Raw genomic sequence first — 19,963 nt, forward strand, 5'->3', positions numbered from 1 at the left:
ATTATATAACACTATTTGGTTTCATGTCAAATAGGAGGAAGTGATCAAAAAGAAAAGAAAACTTGCCGATTGGCTAGCCTATAAGGCGCTAGAAAAGAGGCTTAGAATGTGTCACTACGGCTTCGCCTTATAGGCAACTCGATGCTTAATCGAAGAAGATGATGCAAGTTGCGCTTATACTTTAAATTTTTATACTTCTTAAAGTGCAAAAAAACCGTGGTGATAAGAATATCAACCGCGGCTATTTTAGTGCGTGTTCAAAAAGGCGACAAATTAGAAGCAAGAAGATCAAGGCGGCGCTGTTTTGAGGACCGGAATGTAGGTTTTTGCTACATGAGGACCGGAAAAACAAGCCAACGCCGAGATTCGTAGCTTATCATTTGGTGACTTTTTGAACATCCTCTTTTAGTTCAATATTTCATATATTTATATTCTAAAAGATCATTTAACACAGATATTTGTTCAAGTAATTTCTTTCCGACATTGGTTTCTAATATTTTCTTTCGTCTAAGCTCTCTGTCGACGAGCCTTTTTACAGATAAAATATCCGCGCCGTTTTTAAGAACATCTTCTTTTGATGTAAATGGTTTATGGGCGACAAGCTGCATACCATATGAATTGTATAATAATGTATAACCAGCGATGCCTGTTTTCGGTTGATAGGCTTTTGAGAACCCCCCATCGATCACGATCATTTTACCGTTAGCCTTAATTGGATTTTCTCCATTTATTTCTTCAACTGGCGTGTGGCCATTGATAATGTGCCCTTGATCAGGATCTAAATCAAATTCTTCCAAGATTTTCTTACATGTATCTTCTTGTTCACGCAAGTGATAATATGGGTTTTTATGCTCAATGTGTGTTTCTTTTTCTTTAATAAAATATCTTTCAAATGTCGTCATATCCTTTTTGCCAAAAAGCGACGAATTTTCACCTGTCCATAAATACCAAATCATGTCGGTTGCAAGATCATCTGTTTCCTCTGGGTGCGCAAAGCTATAGCGTAAGTAGTGTTCAAATGTATCAAGTAAGTTTTTCCCAGAGTATTCTTTTCCTTCTATCGTCATATTCTTCATCGTGCCATCTTCATTTAAAGGGATGCACCCATGTATGAGCAGATTTCCATTATATTTTAAATAAAGACTCCCTTTTCTTATGAGAAAATTCATATGTCTCGAAAGTTTTTCTGAATGCTGAATCGCAAACAATAATTTTTCAATCACTTGCTCTTCTTCTTTTAAAAGCTGCTCAGGATGTTCTGGGTTAATTGTCGCAAAGCATGTATTTTGTAATGGATAGGTTTCACCATGGAGCCTGATCGTCATTTGATCGTAATCAATGTTGTTAAGCAATAATCTATGGTTCATTTCAAAATCCGGACGCCTCTGTATGATTGGCATTTCTAACTTAAATTGAATGATCGAGATCGCTTGATGAATTTTTGTAATTTGTAAAATTTCATCTTCGGAAATATCTTTGTCACTGGAACTCAATTTTGGCCTGAAAGCCGGATTATCACCGTAATATTTCTCCGCTAGATTGAGAAGTGGTCTTAAATTTATACCATAAACATCTTCAATAATGTCTAAATTGTCATACCTCGCACAGATCCGGATAATATTGGCTAGGCACACTTTTGAACCCGCATACGCACCGATCCATAAGATATCATGATTCCCCCATTGAATGTCAACGGAGTGGTACCCCATTAATGTATTCATGATTCTGGCTGGATCAGGACCACGGTCGTAGATATCCCCCACAACATGCAGATGATCAACGACCAATCTCTGAATGGTGTAGGCGAGTCCTGTAATCAGTTTATCTGCTTGACCGAGAGACATAATACGTTGAATAATTTTTGTGTAGTAGCTTTTTTTATCCGTGAATTCATCCGTTTTGTATAACAGTTCTTCTATAATATAGACAAATTGTTCGGGCAATGCTTTACGTACTTTGGAGCGTGTGTATTTCGATGCTGCAAATGAAACTAATTTAATCATGCATTCAATGGTTTTTGCATACCAATGGTTGAGGCTCTGAGGATCTTCAAACAAGTTTTTCATAAGTAATATCTTATCTTCAGGATAATAAACGAGTGTCGCAAACTCGTCGACCTCTTTACTTGAAAGTTCCTCTTTAAAAAGGTCTTTGATTTTTTCTTTAACATTTCCAGATCCGTTCCTTAAAACATGTTGAAACGCTCTATACTCTCCATGCAAGTCACTGACAAAGTGCTCCGTTCCTTTCGGTAAGTTTAAGATAGCTTCTAGATTGATAATCTCGGTGACTACTTTTTCTTCGCAATCATATTTCTCAGCGAGTAAATCTAAATACTTTGTATCCATCTGCATCCCCTCATATTGAACGAATTAAATATTGCAATAAAGATTGTAGGAGATCTCAAAAGATGAAACTTCCTTATATTGCGTGTTCAAAAAGGCGACAAATGAAAAGGGTTACTGGCTAAGTACGCTGGCATCCTGCCAGAACGCCAGTACTAGCCCGTCCTTGGCGTCGGAAGATCAAGGCGGCGCTGTTTTGAGGACCGGAATGTAGGTTTTTGCTACATGAGGACTGGAAAAACAAGCCAACGCCGAGATTCGCAGCTTATCATTTGGTGACTATTTGAACAACCTCTTATATTATTATACTATTCATAGACGGAAAACTCCTGCTATTTGGTTCATTTTAAAGATGCATATATAGTATGGGAGACGTTGGAAGAGAGGGTTAGACTGGTTTCTGCCGCTTGGTCATGGTTGTGGTAGACTAATAAAGTCATTCATCATGTGTCGAAATGCGGATGATTTTATAGAAAGCAGAAAGAGATGAAAATTTAAGACTATAACACGATTATAATAGGGAGATTTCTTGAATAATCTCTTAAATAAGCCCCCCTTCCCTTCAATACCTAAATCATTGGGATGGGGGGTTCTGTTTTAAGCTCTCTCTAACTTCGGCTTCATAATGAGCTGTTTGATTATTTTAAAGTTAGCTAGGGCAACACCACAAATAATGATCCCCCCACCTACGATTGAGATCCATGATACTTGTTCACGGTAGATCATAGCTCCCACAAACAAAGCAAGAAATGGCGAAATATATAGCCATGTGGATGGAAATAAGGGATTGGTATTCATCACTAGCCAGTAATAAAGCGAATGAGCGATCATTGAGCCAAGAATGATCAGATATAAAAGAGCCATGACGGCATGACTATGTTGAAATAAAAGGAATTGATGATCTTCTGTTAAAAAAGACAAGATTAATAACATGAAACTCCCGTGCATCATCTGTGCTCCATTCATCGCGACAGACGATGTTCCCTCCAATACTTTCATCACTTTTTTACTGTAGAGGGTGGCTGATGCAAAAAATATTTGCGAAATCAAAACAGCTATACAACCCATAAACCAATACACCGACGCATTTGAAGAAATGTTTGGCCATAAGAGGACCAAAACACCTACAAAAGCTGTACCGCAGCCTATCTTAGATAATACCGATACCGTCTCTTTTAATATCATTGTTTGTACCAAAATGATGAGAATAGGTGCCATCGCAGACAAAACAGCAACAATGCCGGAAGCGACATATTGTTCTGCCCAGTAGGATGCCGCAAATACAGAAAATGTCAGCCCCATCCCGGTTAAAAACATTTCTTTTTTTAACAATAATGAAAACGAGACTTGTTTTTTACTTTTCATCCATAACAGAATCATGAATCCTGCGACAAAGAACCGAACACCAGCAGAAAAAAATGGCGGTGCCCCCGAATCGACTCCTATTTTAATAGCTAAAAAAGTTGTTCCAAATATCATACACATAATAGTGTAATTGATGATGACCATTGCTTAAGCCCCTCCTTTTTTAAACATTATAAAAGGAGGCACATAGAACAGTTTTTATTCTATAGAACAGATGGAATCGACTATGTTAGAATGAAAAAAGGGATAGATACTTTAAAAAGGGCGGTGATTTCTGATGGCGATCGTTAAACAAACTCTTCCACTCTATCAGCAAGTTTATCAAGATATTCTCAGCCGAATCCAATCCGCAGAATGGAAGCCGGGAGACAAACTTCCTTCTGTTCGGACGCTAGCACGTGAGAGAAGCATTCATCGTTTAACGGTGTTAAAGGCTTACCAATTATTAATGAACGATGACTGGGTCTATGTCAAAGACAAATCTGGATATTATGTGGGGAGCCAAAGTCAACATCATTTCACCGATCATTCAAATCCCATTGTCCACTCTTTAGTTCAAAAAAACCATTTATCAGAAATACATCAAGCCGATGTCACGTTTCAATTTTCGAAAGCATTAATTGATCCAGCTCTATTGCCAAATCAATTTTTTTCTAAATATGTAAAAGATATATTTGATAAATATCCAAAAGTTTTAAGTACGTATGCCCCACTTGAGGGAGACCGTGAGCTTCGTATGTATTTAGCCCAGTTCTTTCATGAAAAGCAGTCACTCATGGTTAATCCTGAACAAATTCTGATTACTTCAGGTGCTCAGCAAGCCATTCATTTAATCGCTGAAGCCTTTATTTCACCAAAGGACGTTATCTTGATGGAAAGACCGTGTTATGGTGCGGCCATGGGAGCCTTTAGACAACAAGGGGCTTCGATCATTCCGGTAGACATTTTTCAATCTGGATATGATCTTTCGCAGATTGAATCTTATATGAAAGAGTACAAACCAAAGTTATTTTATTGTAACCCAACCTTTCACAATCCGACGGGATACACGATTCCTGACGAACAACGAAAACAGCTTGTTGATTTAGCTAGAGACTACCAATGTTTCATTGTAGAAGATGATTCGTTTTATGATATGTATTTTGATGAACCTCCTCCTCATCCAATTTTTAAATATGATACGGATGGTTTTGTCATCTACATTCGTGGCTTTAGTAAATATATCGCGCCTGGACTGCGGATTGCCGCCATAACATGCCACCCAATTATTAAAAAAGATTTATTAACGATCAAGTCGCTGATCGACAATGGAAGTCCTTTATTGACACAGAAAATATTCCTTCATTATTTTCAATCTGAACGCATGCGGCAGCACATTGAAAAATTACGTATTGCTTTGCAAATTAGAAAAGAAACAATGGAATTTGAGTTAAGAAAAACATCATGGAATTGGGTTAGCCCGAACGGTGGTCTCAACTTATGGGTGGAATGTCCTTCCTCCATTTCAATTGAAAAGTTGTTAAAGGACTGTCTAGATGCCTCTATTTCTTTTGTACCCGGAAGCGTCTGTGATCCTAAAAATGAGATGAACCATTATCTAAGATTAAGTTACTCATATAACAACGAAGGGCAGATTCATGAGGGAATGAAACGTTTGATTCGTATAGCTGAAGGGATGGGCTGAGTTCTAGTTGAGAAGTGAATACTTTGGTGGTAATTGTCTGCCTTCAGGTCGTGCAATCAGTGGGCGAACTCGTGCAATCTGAGAACAAACGTGTGCAAATTTGGCCAGAGGCGCAATTCTCCTTCGAGGCGGTGCAATTCTCCTCCGAAGTGGCGCAATTCTCCTTCGAAGCGGTGCATCTTAAAAATGCACCGGGCGTGAGCTGCCCGGTGCATGATGACATATTATTTTTTAAAAAGAGGTTTAGCTTTACCTGCAACATAGTGACTTCCATGACGATCCTTCACATCTTGGATCATCATACTGATGAGCAAGTTTTGGTTTTTGTAATCAAAACCGACAAACCAGCCATTCTCTGTCCCTTTTTTATCTTCTTTTGATTTTTTTAATTCAGCCGTTCCTGTCTTTCCTGCCACTGTGATGCCCTTAACGACGGGATCATGGGCTGAACCATTTGGCGATTCGATGACACCTTTTAATCCTTTTGTGATTGCATCAGCTTCACTTTGAGACATGACTTGTCTATGCCAGAAGGACGGCGTTGTTTCGTCATCCTTAATTAATTTTGGCTTGACGAGATTTCCATTATTTATTAAAGGTGTGTAGCTTACAGCTAGATGTAATGGTGACATTTCAATTTGACCTTGACCGTATCCAGAGTCTGCAAGCAGTATATCCGAGTCGATTTTCCCATCATTTGAAATGGAAGATTCCTGTGTTGGAAATTCAAATGGGACTTTTTCAGCAAAACCAAATTGTTTAAGACCCTGAATAAATTTATTGGCTCCCGTATCGAGCGCCGTTTGGGCAAAGTAAATGTTATCAGATGTGATAAGGGCATTATTGAGATCAACTTCAGAGAGACGACTGGATACCCGAGTGACTGAATAATTTCCCCAACTCTTATCTTTTTGCCATTCTTTACCTGATATTTTTTTCTTTCCATCAACCGTTATACTCCCATTTTCGAGTCCAATTGCTGCTGTTATCGGCTTGATTGTCGAACCTGGTGCATAAATTTTATTAAACTTCGCTGAAAATGGTCGGTTTGGATCATCATTTAATTTCTTCCAAGTCTTATCATTCCATCCGAAAACGAAACCGTTCGGATCGTAGGATGGCGAACTAACAAGAGCAAGAGCTTCACCAGTTTTAGGGTTGAGGGCAACAGAGGCCCCTGAGTCTCCTTTTAACTGATTATAAATCTTTTTTTGTAAATTAATATCAATGGTGGTCTTTACATCTTTGCCATTTTTAACGTCTTTTTTCGCAATAACCGTTTTCGTTTCACGAACTAAAATGGTCCACCCTGTCTGACCCCGCAATTGATTTTCGTAAACATTTTCGAGTCCAGCGACACCGATAGAATCCGTACTACTATAATTTTTATTTTCAGGTTTCTTAAGATCTTCCGCTGTTATAGGGCGTATATAACCTGTGACATGAGCCGCCGCTTCTCCGTACGGATAAAAACGCGAATCCACATCCCGTTTACTGATACCTTTCTGGCTTGTGAGTTTCTTCACGAGATCCATTTGGTCGGGTTTGACTTTTTTAATTGGAACAAATGAATCATCCGTGACCCAGCTAGCCGAAAGTTGTTTATCAATCTCATCTCTCGACATATCTAATTTTTTCGCTGTTTGGTCTAGAACCTTATCTTTGCCTTTGCCTAACTGACCAGGTACAATCCCTATTTCCGGAACACTCTCAGTAATAGCGAGGGCATTTCCATTCCGATCTAAAATATTGCCTCGAACCGCATCTGTTGTAAGAACCTGAATGGTCTGTCCTTTTTTTAATTGAGAGAAAATAAAGGAAGGATTCCAATTAATTTTCCAGTCCTCATGATCATTTGATTTTTCATTGACAAGAGTGGCTCGTCCGTTAAAGGAAACCTTACCCGCTTTTGTATCCATTGTGACTTTGTATGGGATATGTTGTGTCTTTTTATTGTCTGAATCTTTTTCAGACTGTTTTCCGACCGTCACTTTTAAATTGGTCGTACCCACTTGTTCATATATATTGTTATAACGATCAACGAATGTCTTCTTTGAGACCGATTTTTTGGCGTCATTTGATAGTTGTGCATACATAGATGAAAAGTTTTCTTTATTCCACTTGCTTACGTATTCATTCATTCGATCCTTGGCCGTAGGTTCATTGGAACAACCAACAAGTACAACAAACATGATACTCAATAAAAAACCGATCTTAATCTTAATTGTAGAGCCCTCCAATTATGTCAAATTCCTATATTTAGTATAATTGAAAAAAGGCATTATTCCAAATCAATATCATCCTGTTCGGAAGTTAATGACGGGACCTCACTTATCCCATTATGAATGGGAGCTTAGAAACTGACTTTTTGTGCCATGTTAATTATTTAAATAAAACATAATCACCAGGTCCTGTGAACGCTATGCCTACAACGGTCGCAATGAGGACTAAATTATATTCAAATCCATTATTTACCGCCCAAAAACCATTCGGTCCATGTACCGTTAAAATGGCATCAAGCATAATGAGACCTATCAAACTCGCACCAACAGGAACCCAAAAACCAATTAAAAATAAAATACCGCCAACGAGTTCAAAAACACCTGCTACAATGGCCCAAATTTTACCTCCAGGTTTGATTCCAATCGATTCTAACCATTCTCCTGTACCAGTCAATCCAGCCCCGCCGAACCAACCGAATAATTTTTGTGCTCCATGACCGACAAATGTAAGACCTATGACTAAACGGATAAGCAATAATCCGATGTCCTCCATGACTAAGTTACCTCCTTGTTTTTCTAAATTAACTTTTATTTTTGCTGCTTATTGGGGAGAAGATCACCGCCTCGTATCGAGAAACACAGGTGGGACAACTTCCCGTTACCACTCGATTTCTAACCATCATTCTATTGATTGACGTATTACTCCATCTTGTCCATTTTTAAAGAAAACTTGCCTACCCGCCAGCCTGTAAGGCGCAGACAGAGGCCTAGTTGAACTTATACTTTATAGAGGTTGTTCAAAAAGTCACCAAATGATAACTTGCGAATCTTGGCGCCCGCTTGTTTTTCCGGTCCTCATGTAGCGGATACAAGAGGATCGCTGGCTAAAATCGCTCACGTCCTGTGGCGGGCACCTGAAGCTACCACAACGCGAGGATTGCCGATCCAAAGAAAACTGACGCCGCTCTTAGCCTTCTGACGCCTAGGACGGGCAATTAACTGGCGTTTCTTGCAGGATGCCAGCGTACTTAGCCAGTAACCCTGTTCGTTTGTCACCTTTTTGAACACACACTTATACCTTAAATTTTTATTCTTTCTTAAAGTGTGAAAAAAACGTCCGCCCCGTTATCCATAGTGTCCAAAGATAAGGTAAGGGTGCGGTTAAGAATTGAATATATAAGGACCATGATGGTAACCATAAAGAGAGTAGCGCACCCAGACAGCCTAATAGACTAGCTCCTATTCCAACTAGTTTTACATAACCATGATATGAACAGGCCCATATCAAAAGACCAACGTACACCAGAATCATGGCTAAGTATCCCGCAAATAGTCCCCAAGTAAATAGAGCTCCCCACAGGGGATATAGTGACGTCTGCCCATGGATGATTTTATTCAGATGTTGGGGTAGGACAGCAATCTCGGCAGAAACTATGAGACACCATAAACCAAGAGATGTGATAAAAAGAGATGTGGGAATCCTGTTTACTTGTATCGGTGAATGTTTCATAAAAAAAATTAACCCAAGCAACCATATGGACAGACCAAATAAAAATAACCAATGATCTAAGATCCAATGATGATGCGCGGCCACTTCTTTGAATGCAAAGCCAACATCCCATGGATTCGTTAACAAAGGATGGAAGACTGTCGCGAGTCCAAGTAAAAGGGCACCAATAATCGAAATAAGAGCTGATAATTTTTGATTTTTCATCGATATCCCTCAGATTAGCCTTTTTCATCCAATATAGGCAAATATACGAATCTATAAACATGTTTATGAAGATCGAAAAAAATTGTCAGAGCCAACCTTGTCTATATCGCCTTCCTCTTAGATGAAAAGTTCCCTTTATGATAATTAAAAATATAAACAAATGGTATATATTACTAGTGCATAAAGCACGATATCTCTTGCATTATCCGTTTGACTTTTGTACTATAGACAAGGTTTGTATATTTGGGAGTTTTTTACATTATATTCTCATAATTCTAACACTTCAAGGAGATGACAACATGAGCCAAAAAAAGAGTGAGACATTTACTCCATATGTACCGGCTTCAAAGTCGTTACCCGAGTTAACGGTAACCGCCATTATATTAGGTATTCTTCTAGCTATTTTATTTGGTGCCGCTAATGCCTATTTGGGTTTATTAGTCGGTTTGACCGTATCTGCGTCTATTCCAGCTGCAGTTATATCCATGGGGATTTTGCGTGGAATTTTTAAACGCGACTCCATTTTAGAAAATAATATTGTGCAGACAATGACAACAGCGGGCGAAGCTTTAGGAGCTGGAGCTGTATTCACCTTGCCTGCCCTCTTTTTACTCAATATTAAGATCTCACAAATTCTTCTTATTTTTATTGTATTAACAGGTGGATTTCTCGGTGTCTTTATGATGGTGCCTTTGCGTAGAATGCTCATTGTTAAAGAGCATGAAATCCTACCATACCCGGAAGGCACAGCCTGTGCAGAAGTTTTAAAAAGTGGTGAAACAGGTGGCCAAAATGCCAAATTGGTCTTATCTGGCTTTTTAGTCGGTGGATTTTTAAAATTAATCGTTGATGCGGTTAAATTGGTAAAATCGGACTTGAATATTGGTATTTGGCGTTTTAAAAATGCTTTTGTCGGTATGGAAGTCTACCCTGCTCTACTTGGTGTTGGTTACATTATTGGACCAAGTATTGCTGCTCAGATGGCAGCTGGTGGGTTATTTGCTTCGATCGTCCTTGTCCCTATGATTGGATTTTTCGGCGGAGACAACGCAGCCGTTATTTTCCCTGCAACCGAAGCCTTAAAGCAATTGGATGCTGCGGCTATTTGGGACAACTATATTCGTTATATCGGAGCAGGTGCCGTTGCAGCCGGTGGTCTGATTACTTTATTAAAAACTCTCCCAACCCTTGTTAGAACCATCGCTGAAACGGTTCAATCATTACAAAATACGAATGGTGGGAAACGTTCACTCGAACGCACAGATCGCGATATGCCAATGAAATATGTTCTTCTCGGTATTATCTTACTCATTCTCATCATTGCCTTTGTTCCTCTAACTGAGGTTGGCCTTATTGGTGCGATTGCCATCGCGATATTTGGATTCTTATTTGTTACAGTAGCCTCTCGAATTGTCGGGGTTGTCGGAAGTTCATCTTCTCCGGTCTCAGGTATGACAATCGCAACGCTGCTTATTGTCGCATTAGTTTTCAAATTATTTGGCCAACACGGTGCAACTGGTATTCTCGCGACATTAACGGTTGCAGCCATTGTATGTACAGCTCTAGCCGTTGCAGGTGATATATCACAAGATTTAAAAACAGGTTATCTTGTTGGTGGAACACCATGGAAACAACAAGTGGCCATGCTTATAGGCGTTGCAGCTAGTGGTCTTGTGATGGGCTTTATGCTCGTCCTTTTCAATCAAGTCTATGGATTTGGAACAGCAGCCATGCCAGCACCAAAAGCCGTATTAATGAAAATTTTAGTACAAGGTATCTTCAATGGTAACTTGCCTTGGACCTTGATTATTATTGGAGCGGCTATTGCGGTTGCTGTTGAATTTATGGGAGTTAATTCACTAGTCTTTGCGGTTGGATTATACTTGCCTATCAATATCAGTATGACCGTCTTCTTTGGCGGAATCGTTCGCTATTTCGTCAATCGTTTTTCAAAATCAGATCAAGAAAGAGAAGCAAGTGTGGAACGAGGAACGTTGTATGCGGCAGGCTTAATTGCTGGTGAATCTCTTATTGGGGTCATCGTTGCCGTCCTTATCTGGGTCAAAGTACCGCTTCCAGCGAATGTCATCATTCAAAATCAATGGCTTCCATTTGTTCTCTTCCTAATCGTATGTTGGTTATTGTATCGCGTGAGCATGAAGAAAAGAAAAGCTTAATTAATAAAGATAAAACTTCCTTCCTGTGTTTGGAAGGAAGTTTTTTAATATACGAGGAGGTCGTGATATGAAGAAAAAAGATAACATGCTTCTTTTATCTCCAAAATTAAAAGAAGGGGTTAAAGTCGCAAGAGATCAAGATCCTTATTTACTGATACAACGTCAAAATTGGTTGGAACGCCTATCGATTCGTTTTTTTAAGCAACCTTCATGTCGGAAGATTAAACTCGATGCGCTTGGTGAGTTTGTTGTAGGTCAACTTGACGGAAAACAAACTGTTCTTGATATCGAAAAACGTTTTATCGAAAAATTTGGGAACGAAGATGACAAGGCATTAGCCCGTTTAGTAAAGTTTTTGCAAATTCTAGAAGCTAATCAATGGATTGAATGGAATAAATGATCGTAAGAAAAAAATGACTCCATCTAAACTGTGCCTCCAACTGTTAAGACGTTAAACAGTAGAGTTACAGTTTAAATCGGAGTCTTTTTCATTTATGATTATTTGTATCTTTTATAGATGGCTTGTGTCCCGCTATTTTCTTCTCCAGAGGCAGCGAGTTCTTCATAAAGTTTTTCCGATAGTGAAAGACCTGGTGTGTCTAAATTTAATGATTCAGCTGAAGAAAGAGCAATTTTCATATCTTTGATCAGGTGTTTGACATAGAATCCAGGTTCAAAGTCACCTTTTAACATTCTAGGTCCTAGATTAGATAGGGACCAGCTTCCGGCAGCCCCTTGTGAAATACTACTTAAGACTGTTTCAGGATCAAGTCCAGCATGTTCAGCATAGGCTAGGGCCTCAGCAACACCTAACATACCCGAAGCAATCGCTATTTGGTTGGCTGCTTTCGTATGTTGACCTGCGCCTGCTTTGCCTTGATAGACGATGTTTTTACCCATGGCTTCAAAAACAGATTTAACCGCTTCAAAGTCTTCTTTATCTCCGCCTACCATAATCGATAAGGTCCCATTTTTCGCACCTACATCTCCACCCGAAACCGGCGCATCTAATGCGTGAATCCCTCGTTTTTCAGCTTCTTCATGTATTTTTTCAGCGAGCTGTGGTGATGATGTGGTCATATCGATCACATAAGCCCCTATTTTGGCATGAGCCAAAATTCCATCTTCGAGATAAACAGACTCGACATCCTTTGGATAACCGACTATCGTAATAATAATATCTGACGCTTCTGCAATTTCAGCCGGTGAACCATACCAAGTGGCACCTTCTTTGACTAGTTCATCAGCTTTTTCCTTTGTTCGGTTATAGACATTAACATTAAAGCCGGCTTTAAATAAATTACGTACCATTCCTTGACCCATAACTCCAGTTCCAATAAAACCAATGATTGGTTTTGACATCCTCTTCACTCACTTTCGATGAACTCATGTTTTATCAATTATAAACATAACATGTCTTTCTGAATCCATCAAAAGATTATGAGACGACGAATAAATTAAACTTTTCGAATTCGAAAAACGCGTGTCAATACGTAAGGTGCTTGTGGGAAACTTAGGTTTAATTGCCATGCTCCGATCCCGCCGATGCGATACCTTTTGGCTAGCAAAGCTTTAGCAAAAAGGCTTCGTGTATCGTCGAACCAAACCGTATGATTCTGTCCTTCTTCATCTGTGTAATTAAAAAAGGCGGTTTGATCTCTCGTTGAATATTGAATAGGTACCTGGTACCTCATCGCCAAATTCGTTGCTGCTAGGCTGGATATGGCTGCGCCTGGATTTTGAGGAGTGACAGGAACAACCCAGTTATAACCATAATATGGAACACCTAAAAAGATCTTTTCTCTAGGCATCTGACTAATGGCATACTGTACCGTTTGTTCCACATTAGGTAGTGGCGCTGTTGGTCCTGGTTCACTGCCAACGTAATGCCAGTCATACGCCATAAGAAAGACGCCATCTACTGCAGCACCAATAGCGCCGTAATCATAGCCTCGGGTCCATGGTGCTGTGTCATCTACTTTTGCAGGCACCGCGACAGTTAACGATGTTCCTTGTGGCATTCTACTTTTTAACTCTTGTAAGAAACTCGCATAAACGACACGGTCTGAGCCTCGAACACCTTCAAAATCAATATTAACGCCACCATAACCATGAGATGTCATATAATTAATAATGTTTCTAATTAGATTTTCTCTTACTGTCGTTCCGTTTAGGGCACGAGTTGCAAGCTCAGGGCTAAAACCGCTTGATGTTAAGTTTGTGACAGTAATAACGGGCCTCACTCGACGTTGCCAGGCTGCTGTCACTGCATCTGTATCATCTAACGTACTGAGATCTCCATTCCAATTAAAATGTATTTCGAACAATGCAATGTATGTTAAGTATGGTGCGAAGTTATTCACTAATGCTGTATCAATGGAAGGTATCCGTAATTGCGTATAGCTTAAATTTGAGATAACCGTCTTTGGCGGAGTCGGTAAGTTGAGTATTTGACCAACCCTCAGTTGATTTGAATTGACGCCTGGATTGGCTCTTTGCATGTCTTCAATGGTTACATAGGCCGATCTTGCTATTGTAAAAAAACTATCTCCAGGCTGCACAACGTACTGATCCGTTGTAATTAAAAGTGCCTGACCTGGCACGACTTGAAGAAATTGTTGCAGGCCATTTACTGCACGTAATGTATCAAAATTTATATTGAATCTCTGACTAATGCTATATAAGGAATCTCCTGATTTTACAGTATAGACAAACAAGGTCTCCCACCCTTTCCATTGCCATTTTTAATTGGCTATAAAATTCATTCACTAGCTCCACATCTATTCCTATGATATTCATCTAGTTCTTAGATGTTCGAAAAGTTTTTAATGGAAGTGGGTTCATGGTTTCAAGTGGCCAAATGTACCAACAATTAAAATGGACATTTAACCATCCTAATAGAGGTTGTTCAAAAAGTCACCAAATGATAAGCTACGAATCTCGGCGCCCGCTTGTTTTTCCGGTCCTCATGTAGTAAAAACCTACATTCCGGTCCTCAAAACAGCGCCGCTCTTAGCCTTCCGACGCCCAGGACGGGCAAGTAACTGGCGTTTCTTGCAGGATGCCAGCGTACTTAGCCAGTAACCCTTTTCGTTTGTCACCTTTTTAAACACGCACTAATAGAAAAAAGGACCTTCTTGTGATAGTGTAAGACCAACTATTAGATGAGGTGATGACATGTCTTTGTTTTTAGCAAAGCCAACGGTCGAGTACGAAAAAGAGTATCTTGATTTTTATCATGAATGGAAGCAAAGTGGCGAACCGATGATTCCGTGGGTTATAGAAAAGGATCCTTCAGACTTTCCTCGAATGGTGAAGAGTCTTCTAGATAGCGAAAAAGGGATTGGTTTACCTGAGTCATGGGTTCCTGATTCAACTTACTGGTTAATGGATGAAAATCAGCGTATCCTTGGTGTTTCAAATATACGCCACCGTTTAACTGAAAATCTCTATAATTGTGGTGGTCATATTGGCTACGGCATCCGTCAAACTGAACGCCGCAAAGGTTTTGCTACAAAACTATTAAACTTATCGATTGAAAAAGCCAAAGGACTGGGAATCGAGAGAATATTGGTTGTTTGTGATGCAAGTAATATAGGCTCTAAGAAAACCATCTTGAAAAATGGTGGAGTAGAAGACCATGATTTTGTAGAAGAGGATGGGAACGTGGTTAAGAGATATTGGATTGAAGGCTAGTATTTTGAAGAAACATGGGGCGTGGAAGAACAAATAGATTTCTCATGTTCTGAAAAACACTAAAAAAGCTTACAAATCGAAAATGTAGTCCCTTTTAAAAAAGGACTACATTTTTTTAGAACTGTATTACTCGATAACCCATAAGCAAGATGACGATAAAATCAATACCAAATAGAATCCAAAGAATCGTTGTCGATTGACCACGTCGAATTCTAGCAGGAAGCATTTCCATAAAGCCGATTAATATTAAACTTAGAAACAACTTTATGATTGGGGTAATAGGAAAATGATAAAGTATCAGCATCCATACACCAGTAATAATCATCACTAAGTAAAAAAGGCGCAAGATCATAGCGGTTAGCTTCTGGCGACTAAAAAGGCATGTTAATAAGAATAAAACAGCTAAAATCATCCAAGAATACCCATGAATCGTCAGTAAAGTGTCTTTCACTTTCACCCCTCCATTCATCATTGATTACATTCAAGTAAATTTTACAATATTAAATATGTATATTTTGACTTGCTCTTATTTTATCATAATCAAGCGCTGACTATAAATTAATCTTGTTCATGTGCTGTTCATATTCAACTTATATCATGACTACTAGAAATTTGTTTAATCTTTACGTGAAAGGTATAATCAGTTCTATGCGATTTATTTAGGAAGAAACAAAGTCATTTGGCCACCCTGTTTAAAAAAACATAAATGAATATCACGTGAATAAAGGAGAGAAAAAATGGAGATAAAAAGCAGTCATTTAAAATTTGTTATTGCCGGACTCCTACTGGGAATGTTAATGGCAGCGATGGACAATACCATTGTGGCCACTGCTATGGGAACCATCGTATCGGATCTCGGGGGTCTCGATAAATTTATTTGGGTTACTGCGGCCTATATGATTACAGTCATGGCTGGAATGCCGATATTCGGTAAACTTTCAGATATGTTTGGCAGAAAGCGTTTCTTTATATTTGGTCTTATCGTTTTTTTAATTGGGTCAGCCTTATGCGGTATCGCCCAAACAATGACCCAGCTAAGCCTCTTTAGAGCTCTTCAAGGAATTGGTGGTGGAGCTCTGATGCCGATTGCCTTTACGATTGTGTTTGATATTTTCCCACCTGAAAAGCGTGGAAAAATGACAGGCCTATTTGGTGCCGTCTTTGGTTTGGCAAGTGTTCTTGGGCCGCTTCTTGGTGCTTATATTACAGATTATTTAAGTTGGCATTGGGTCTTTTATGTGAACGTCCCCATCGGTATTGTTGCGTTCGTCCTAATCACGACTTTCTATAAAGAATCTACTAAACATCATAAACAAGTCATTGATTGGACAGGAGCCATTACTCTTGTGATTTCCGTTGTGAGTCTTATGTTTGCTTTAGAGCTCGGTGGGCATGAATATGCTTGGAAGTCTTGGCAAATTCTAAGTTTGTTCGCTAGTTTTGCCGTCTTCTTTGTTGTCTTTTTCTTTGCTGAATTAAAAGCAAAAGAACCTATTTTACCATTTTGGTTATTTAAACGGCGTTTGTTTGCCGCATCACAAATCCTTGCTTTCTTATATGGTTGTTCTTTTATTATATTAACGGTCTATATTCCCATTTTTGTACAGGCCGTTTATGGTGGATCTGCAACCAATGCAGGATTTATTTTAACACCAATGATGCTTGGTTCAGTTCTTGGCAGCTCCATAGGAGGCATTTTTCAATCAAAAACGAGCTTCCGTAACTTAATGTTTATTTCTTTTATCGCCTTCTTTGCTGGTATGCTGTTACTTGCTAATATGACACCGTCCACACCTCATGCGTTACTTATTCTTTATATGGGGATCGCAGGTTTTGGAGTTGGATTTTCATTTTCATTACTACCTATGGCATCGATTCATCGGTTAGAGCCTCAATATCGTGGAACAGCTAATTCAACGAATACCTTCTTACGTTCGCTAGGTATGACCATTGGTATTGCTGTATTTGGCTCGATTCAAAATAACATTTTTACAGATAAGATGAAAGATGCTATGAAAAGTATTCAGCAACACTTGGCAGGTCAGGGTGGACAAGCAGGTGGAAATCCTCTTGCCAAGATAGATAATGTCAATCAAATCTTTCAATCCGAATATCGTTCGAAGATACCTGCATTTATTTTAGACAAAATCATCCATGCGATGTCAGTCTCCATTACACATACATTTCTGTTTGCGTTAATTCCGGTTGTTATGTCATTAATTTTTATTTTCCTCATGGGAAATGCAAGAAGTGTCGGGTCAAACAAATCTAAAGAAAAAGCATCGTGAATCTAGTTTAAGGGAGATGATTTATCTCCCTTCCTTCCGATTATAACCTGTATAGTTTATCCATTTATGGATGTTATTAAGTTAACGCAGGAGAAACTCCCGCAAATGTTCATCACTTATATTTGAAACTCCGAAAAGTTAATACCATGTGAGTGAAGTCACCTGGCTTATTCGGTGCTAACAACAGGGTGGTTTTGCCTTATTTTTAATAATTTGACCTTTCGAAGGGTCAATTTGATCATTCGGGTTGATATTGTAAGCGTTATCATTTATAATAATCTTAGGTTGAACAACAATTGTGGTTGTTATGGCATACGGCGTAGGTGGAGCCGATGCTGCAGGGCGCATATATCATGGGTCCTTTTTATTTTGTTATTTATCCAACAAATGTTTTGAGTGGCAAGATCATTATGTTACCATGGAGGATCTCATAAAGAAAAATGAAAATAGCCCCTCAAAAAACGAGGGGCTTGGGAGAGTTTTTGAAGAGGGTCGGCATGCTATGTTTGGTTCATAGTCTACTGACCCAATGGATGGAAGGTTAACCTAACTATATCAAGGTTTATCTACCAAATTTCTGACTCCAAAAATTGTGTTTTTTATTTACTTATTGATGACGCGTCAGATCACATTTATCTAATGGAATTAATCTTGTTTTGTTTTTCCATTTGTGCCCGAGCCATATAATCAAGAAAAGCGGAATCCCGATATACGCTGTTAATGCACCGATCCAATCGATTTGACCACCTGTAAAGGCTTGATAGTTTTGACCGATCGCCACAATCGCACAAATGATAAAGGCCAAGATCGGGCCAAATGGAAACCATTTTGCTCGATATGGAAGGTCAGATAAGTTGCCACCTTGAGCTTTGTAGGCTCGTCTAAATCGATAGTGACTGATTGAAATACCAAGCCATGCAATGAAGCCAGACATTCCTGAGGCATTTAGCAGCCATGTATATACCACGCCATCTCCAAATAAAGAGGCAATAAAAGCAACCGCTCCTATCGCTGCAGTAGCAAGAAGGGCATATACTGGAATCCCTCTATGATTCACTTTAGCTAAAAATCTTGGTGCTTTCCCTTCTGCTGCCAGGGCATATAGCATACGTGTTGACGCATAAAGACCCGAATTTCCGGCAGAGATAACGGCCGTTAAGATGACTGCATTCATCACAGATGCCGCAATCGCAAGTCCTGCTTTTTTGAAAACAAGTGTAAAAGGACTGACCATTACACTACCTGATGAAAGTCTTGGATCTGCATATGGAAGGATCATCCCAATAACAAAAATGGCCACAATGTAAAATAAAATTATACGCCAGAAAATACTTTTCATCGCTTTTGGGACGTTTTTCTCTGGATGTTCACTTTCACCAGCTCCGACGCCAAGAAGTTCAGTTCCTTGGAATGAGTACCCTGCCAAGAGAAGAACACTAAACATCGCTAAAAAACCACCATGAAACGGTGCATCACCTTTAGTGAAATTTGAAAATCCTGCCGTGTGACCTTTCATAATGCCTAAAATCATTAAGAGACCAATGATAATAAAAATGATAACAGTAGCGACTTTTATTAGAGAAAACCAGTATTCGGATTCACCGTATCCTTTTACCGATAAGATATTAAGCAAGACAATGAGTAAAAGAAATAGACCGCTCCACAAAAGGGATGAACTGTGCGGGAACCAATATTTCATGATAATGGTTGCTGCAGAGAGTTCCGCTGCAATCGTAATGGCCCAGTTGTACCAATAATTCCAGCCCAAAGCAAAGCCAAAGGAAGGATCAACAAAACGCGTGCCATACGTACTAAAGGATCCACTATGTGGCATATAGGCCGCAAGTTCCCCTAAGCTGGTCATTAGAAAGTACACCATTAAACCAATAATGGCATAAGCAAGCAGTGCTCCGCCAGGTCCTGCGGTATAAATAGAATTCCCACTTGCTAGAAATAAACCTGTACCAATGGCGCCACCTAGCGCAATCATTGTTAAATGCCGTGATTTTAAACCACGTTTGAGACCTGATGTCTCATTTGACTGAATAGACATGATGCTTTATTACCTCCAAAATTTTGGAAGAAAAAAGGGCAAAGCTTGCCAACCGGCAAACCTTGTTTAAGTAGACAAAACATGTCCACCATGCACTTATCTTCTTTAAGCACAAAAAAACCGCATAGATGTTGTGTATCCAAGCGGAAAAATGACCCTCTACCTCTTCCATTTGATAGCACACCACATTACCCTTGTAATGTGACAGTTCTGCTCCTATTCGATAGCAGCCCCAACGAAGTGAGCTAGGAATCTCAGTTTCGTTTCGGCGATATATCCTTTCAAACAGATTCATAGATCTTCCTATGTCTCCTCTGTCCTACTCATAGATATCGCGACCTCTACCCCACCGTACGATGATGAGGATGTTGATATGCAATTATGATAACGTTCTTTAGTGTACAGGAAAAAGAAAGCAT

General features: G+C 39.3%; 14 protein-coding genes and 1 riboswitch. Of the genes, 5 read left to right on the forward strand and 9 right to left on the reverse strand.

Going from position 1 to position 19,963, the window contains the following annotated elements:
• Positions 1-410 precede the first annotated feature (410 nt).
• Together FG390_RS03910 and FG390_RS03915 are read right to left on the reverse strand one after the other, a co-directional pair.
• Complete coding sequence (locus FG390_RS03910) at positions 411-2,348, reverse strand: fructose-1,6-bisphosphatase (RefSeq protein WP_141189731.1); 1,938 nt, start codon at positions 2,346-2,348, stop codon at positions 411-413.
• Between the two features lie 594 nt (positions 2,349-2,942).
• On the reverse strand, positions 2,943-3,854 hold the full coding sequence (locus FG390_RS03915) for a DMT family transporter (RefSeq protein WP_141189732.1): 912 nt from the start codon (positions 3,852-3,854) through the stop codon (positions 2,943-2,945).
• Positions 3,855-3,987: 133 nt separating this feature from the next.
• On the opposite strand from FG390_RS03915, the gene FG390_RS03920 reads away from it, so the two are divergent.
• On the forward strand, positions 3,988-5,394 hold the full coding sequence (locus tag FG390_RS03920) for an aminotransferase-like domain-containing protein (RefSeq protein ID WP_141189733.1): 1,407 nt from the start codon (positions 3,988-3,990) through the stop codon (positions 5,392-5,394).
• Between the two features lie 224 nt (positions 5,395-5,618).
• On the opposite strand, the gene FG390_RS03925 is transcribed toward FG390_RS03920, so the two are convergent.
• The 3 genes from FG390_RS03925 to FG390_RS03935 all read right to left on the reverse strand — a co-directional run bounded on the left by FG390_RS03925 (position 5,619) and on the right by FG390_RS03935 (position 9,330).
• The gene (locus tag FG390_RS03925) at positions 5,619-7,586 is read right to left on the reverse strand and encodes a penicillin-binding transpeptidase domain-containing protein (RefSeq protein ID WP_258311563.1); all 1,968 of its coding nucleotides are present in this window, start codon (positions 7,584-7,586) and stop codon (positions 5,619-5,621) included.
• A 190-nt stretch (positions 7,587-7,776) separates the two neighbouring features.
• Positions 7,777-8,169 carry a DoxX family protein gene (locus FG390_RS03930; RefSeq protein ID WP_141189734.1) on the reverse strand — a complete coding sequence of 131 codons (393 nt, stop codon included), beginning with the start codon at positions 8,167-8,169 and terminating at the stop codon, positions 7,777-7,779.
• Between the two features lie 534 nt (positions 8,170-8,703).
• Positions 8,704-9,330, reverse strand: coding sequence for a hypothetical protein (locus tag FG390_RS03935; RefSeq protein WP_141189735.1), 627 nt, complete (start codon positions 9,328-9,330; stop codon positions 8,704-8,706).
• Between the two features lie 299 nt (positions 9,331-9,629).
• Here FG390_RS03935 and FG390_RS03940 point away from each other — a divergent pair, with 299 nt between their 5' ends.
• Entirely contained in the window at positions 9,630-11,507 is a 1,878-nt protein-coding gene (locus FG390_RS03940; RefSeq protein ID WP_141189736.1) for an OPT family oligopeptide transporter, read from the forward strand.
• A gap of 67 nt (positions 11,508-11,574) precedes the next feature.
• Positions 11,575-11,907 (forward strand): PqqD family protein, encoded by a 333-nt coding sequence (locus FG390_RS03945; protein WP_141189737.1) that lies wholly within the window; start codon positions 11,575-11,577, stop codon positions 11,905-11,907.
• 98 nt (positions 11,908-12,005) lie between these two features.
• Here FG390_RS03945 and FG390_RS03950 read toward each other — a convergent pair whose 3' ends face one another.
• A complete protein-coding gene (locus FG390_RS03950) occupies positions 12,006-12,869 on the reverse strand; it encodes an NAD(P)-dependent oxidoreductase (protein WP_141189738.1) in 864 nt (287 codons plus the stop codon).
• Positions 12,870-12,964: 95 nt separating this feature from the next.
• Positions 12,965-14,224, reverse strand: coding sequence for a glycosyl hydrolase family 18 protein (locus FG390_RS03955; RefSeq protein ID WP_141189739.1), 1,260 nt, complete (start codon positions 14,222-14,224; stop codon positions 12,965-12,967).
• 460 nt (positions 14,225-14,684) lie between these two features.
• On the opposite strand from FG390_RS03955, the gene FG390_RS03960 reads away from it, so the two are divergent.
• Positions 14,685-15,203: a GNAT family N-acetyltransferase gene (locus tag FG390_RS03960; protein WP_141189740.1), complete on the forward strand. Its 519-nt coding sequence runs from the start codon at positions 14,685-14,687 to the stop codon at positions 15,201-15,203.
• Positions 15,204-15,318: 115 nt separating this feature from the next.
• Here FG390_RS03960 and FG390_RS03965 read toward each other — a convergent pair whose 3' ends face one another.
• The gene (locus tag FG390_RS03965) at positions 15,319-15,654 is read right to left on the reverse strand and encodes a DUF1516 family protein (RefSeq protein WP_181406367.1); all 336 of its coding nucleotides are present in this window, start codon (positions 15,652-15,654) and stop codon (positions 15,319-15,321) included.
• Between the two features lie 286 nt (positions 15,655-15,940).
• Between FG390_RS03965 and FG390_RS03970 the strand changes: the two genes are divergently transcribed.
• Positions 15,941-17,491 carry an MDR family MFS transporter gene (locus FG390_RS03970; RefSeq protein WP_141189742.1) on the forward strand — a complete coding sequence of 517 codons (1,551 nt, stop codon included), beginning with the start codon at positions 15,941-15,943 and terminating at the stop codon, positions 17,489-17,491.
• Between the two features lie 607 nt (positions 17,492-18,098).
• Here FG390_RS03970 and FG390_RS03975 read toward each other — a convergent pair.
• The gene (locus FG390_RS03975) at positions 18,099-19,544 is read right to left on the reverse strand and encodes an amino acid permease (protein WP_141189743.1); all 1,446 of its coding nucleotides are present in this window, start codon (positions 19,542-19,544) and stop codon (positions 18,099-18,101) included.
• 168 nt (positions 19,545-19,712) lie between these two features.
• Positions 19,713-19,896, reverse strand: a riboswitch (Lysine riboswitch).
• Positions 19,897-19,963 lie beyond the last annotated feature (67 nt).

Origin of the sequence: Terrilactibacillus laevilacticus (assembly GCF_006517395.1) — a bacterium.
GTDB classification, from domain to species: domain Bacteria; phylum Bacillota; class Bacilli; order Bacillales; family Sporolactobacillaceae; genus Terrilactibacillus; species Terrilactibacillus laevilacticus.

Bases quoted from the DNA above. Each gene is read 5' to 3' on its own strand.
- FG390_RS03910 (WP_141189731.1), bottom strand. From the start codon at position 2,348: ATGGATACAAAGTATTTAGATTTACTCGCTGAGAAATATGATTGCGAA.
- FG390_RS03915 (WP_141189732.1), bottom strand. From the start codon at position 3,854: ATGGTCATCATCAATTACACTATTATGTGTATGATATTTGGAACAACT.
- FG390_RS03920 (WP_141189733.1), top strand. From the start codon at position 3,988: ATGGCGATCGTTAAACAAACTCTTCCACTCTATCAGCAAGTTTATCAA.
- FG390_RS03925 (WP_258311563.1), bottom strand. From the start codon at position 7,586: ATGTTTGTTGTACTTGTTGGTTGTTCCAATGAACCTACGGCCAAGGAT.
- FG390_RS03930 (WP_141189734.1), bottom strand. From the start codon at position 8,169: ATGGAGGACATCGGATTATTGCTTATCCGTTTAGTCATAGGTCTTACA.
- FG390_RS03935 (WP_141189735.1), bottom strand. From the start codon at position 9,330: ATGAAAAATCAAAAATTATCAGCTCTTATTTCGATTATTGGTGCCCTT.
- FG390_RS03940 (WP_141189736.1), top strand. From the start codon at position 9,630: ATGAGCCAAAAAAAGAGTGAGACATTTACTCCATATGTACCGGCTTCA.
- FG390_RS03945 (WP_141189737.1), top strand. From the start codon at position 11,575: ATGAAGAAAAAAGATAACATGCTTCTTTTATCTCCAAAATTAAAAGAA.
- FG390_RS03950 (WP_141189738.1), bottom strand. From the start codon at position 12,869: ATGTCAAAACCAATCATTGGTTTTATTGGAACTGGAGTTATGGGTCAA.
- FG390_RS03960 (WP_141189740.1), top strand. From the start codon at position 14,685: ATGTCTTTGTTTTTAGCAAAGCCAACGGTCGAGTACGAAAAAGAGTAT.
- FG390_RS03970 (WP_141189742.1), top strand. From the start codon at position 15,941: ATGGAGATAAAAAGCAGTCATTTAAAATTTGTTATTGCCGGACTCCTA.
- FG390_RS03975 (WP_141189743.1), bottom strand. From the start codon at position 19,544: ATGTCTATTCAGTCAAATGAGACATCAGGTCTCAAACGTGGTTTAAAA.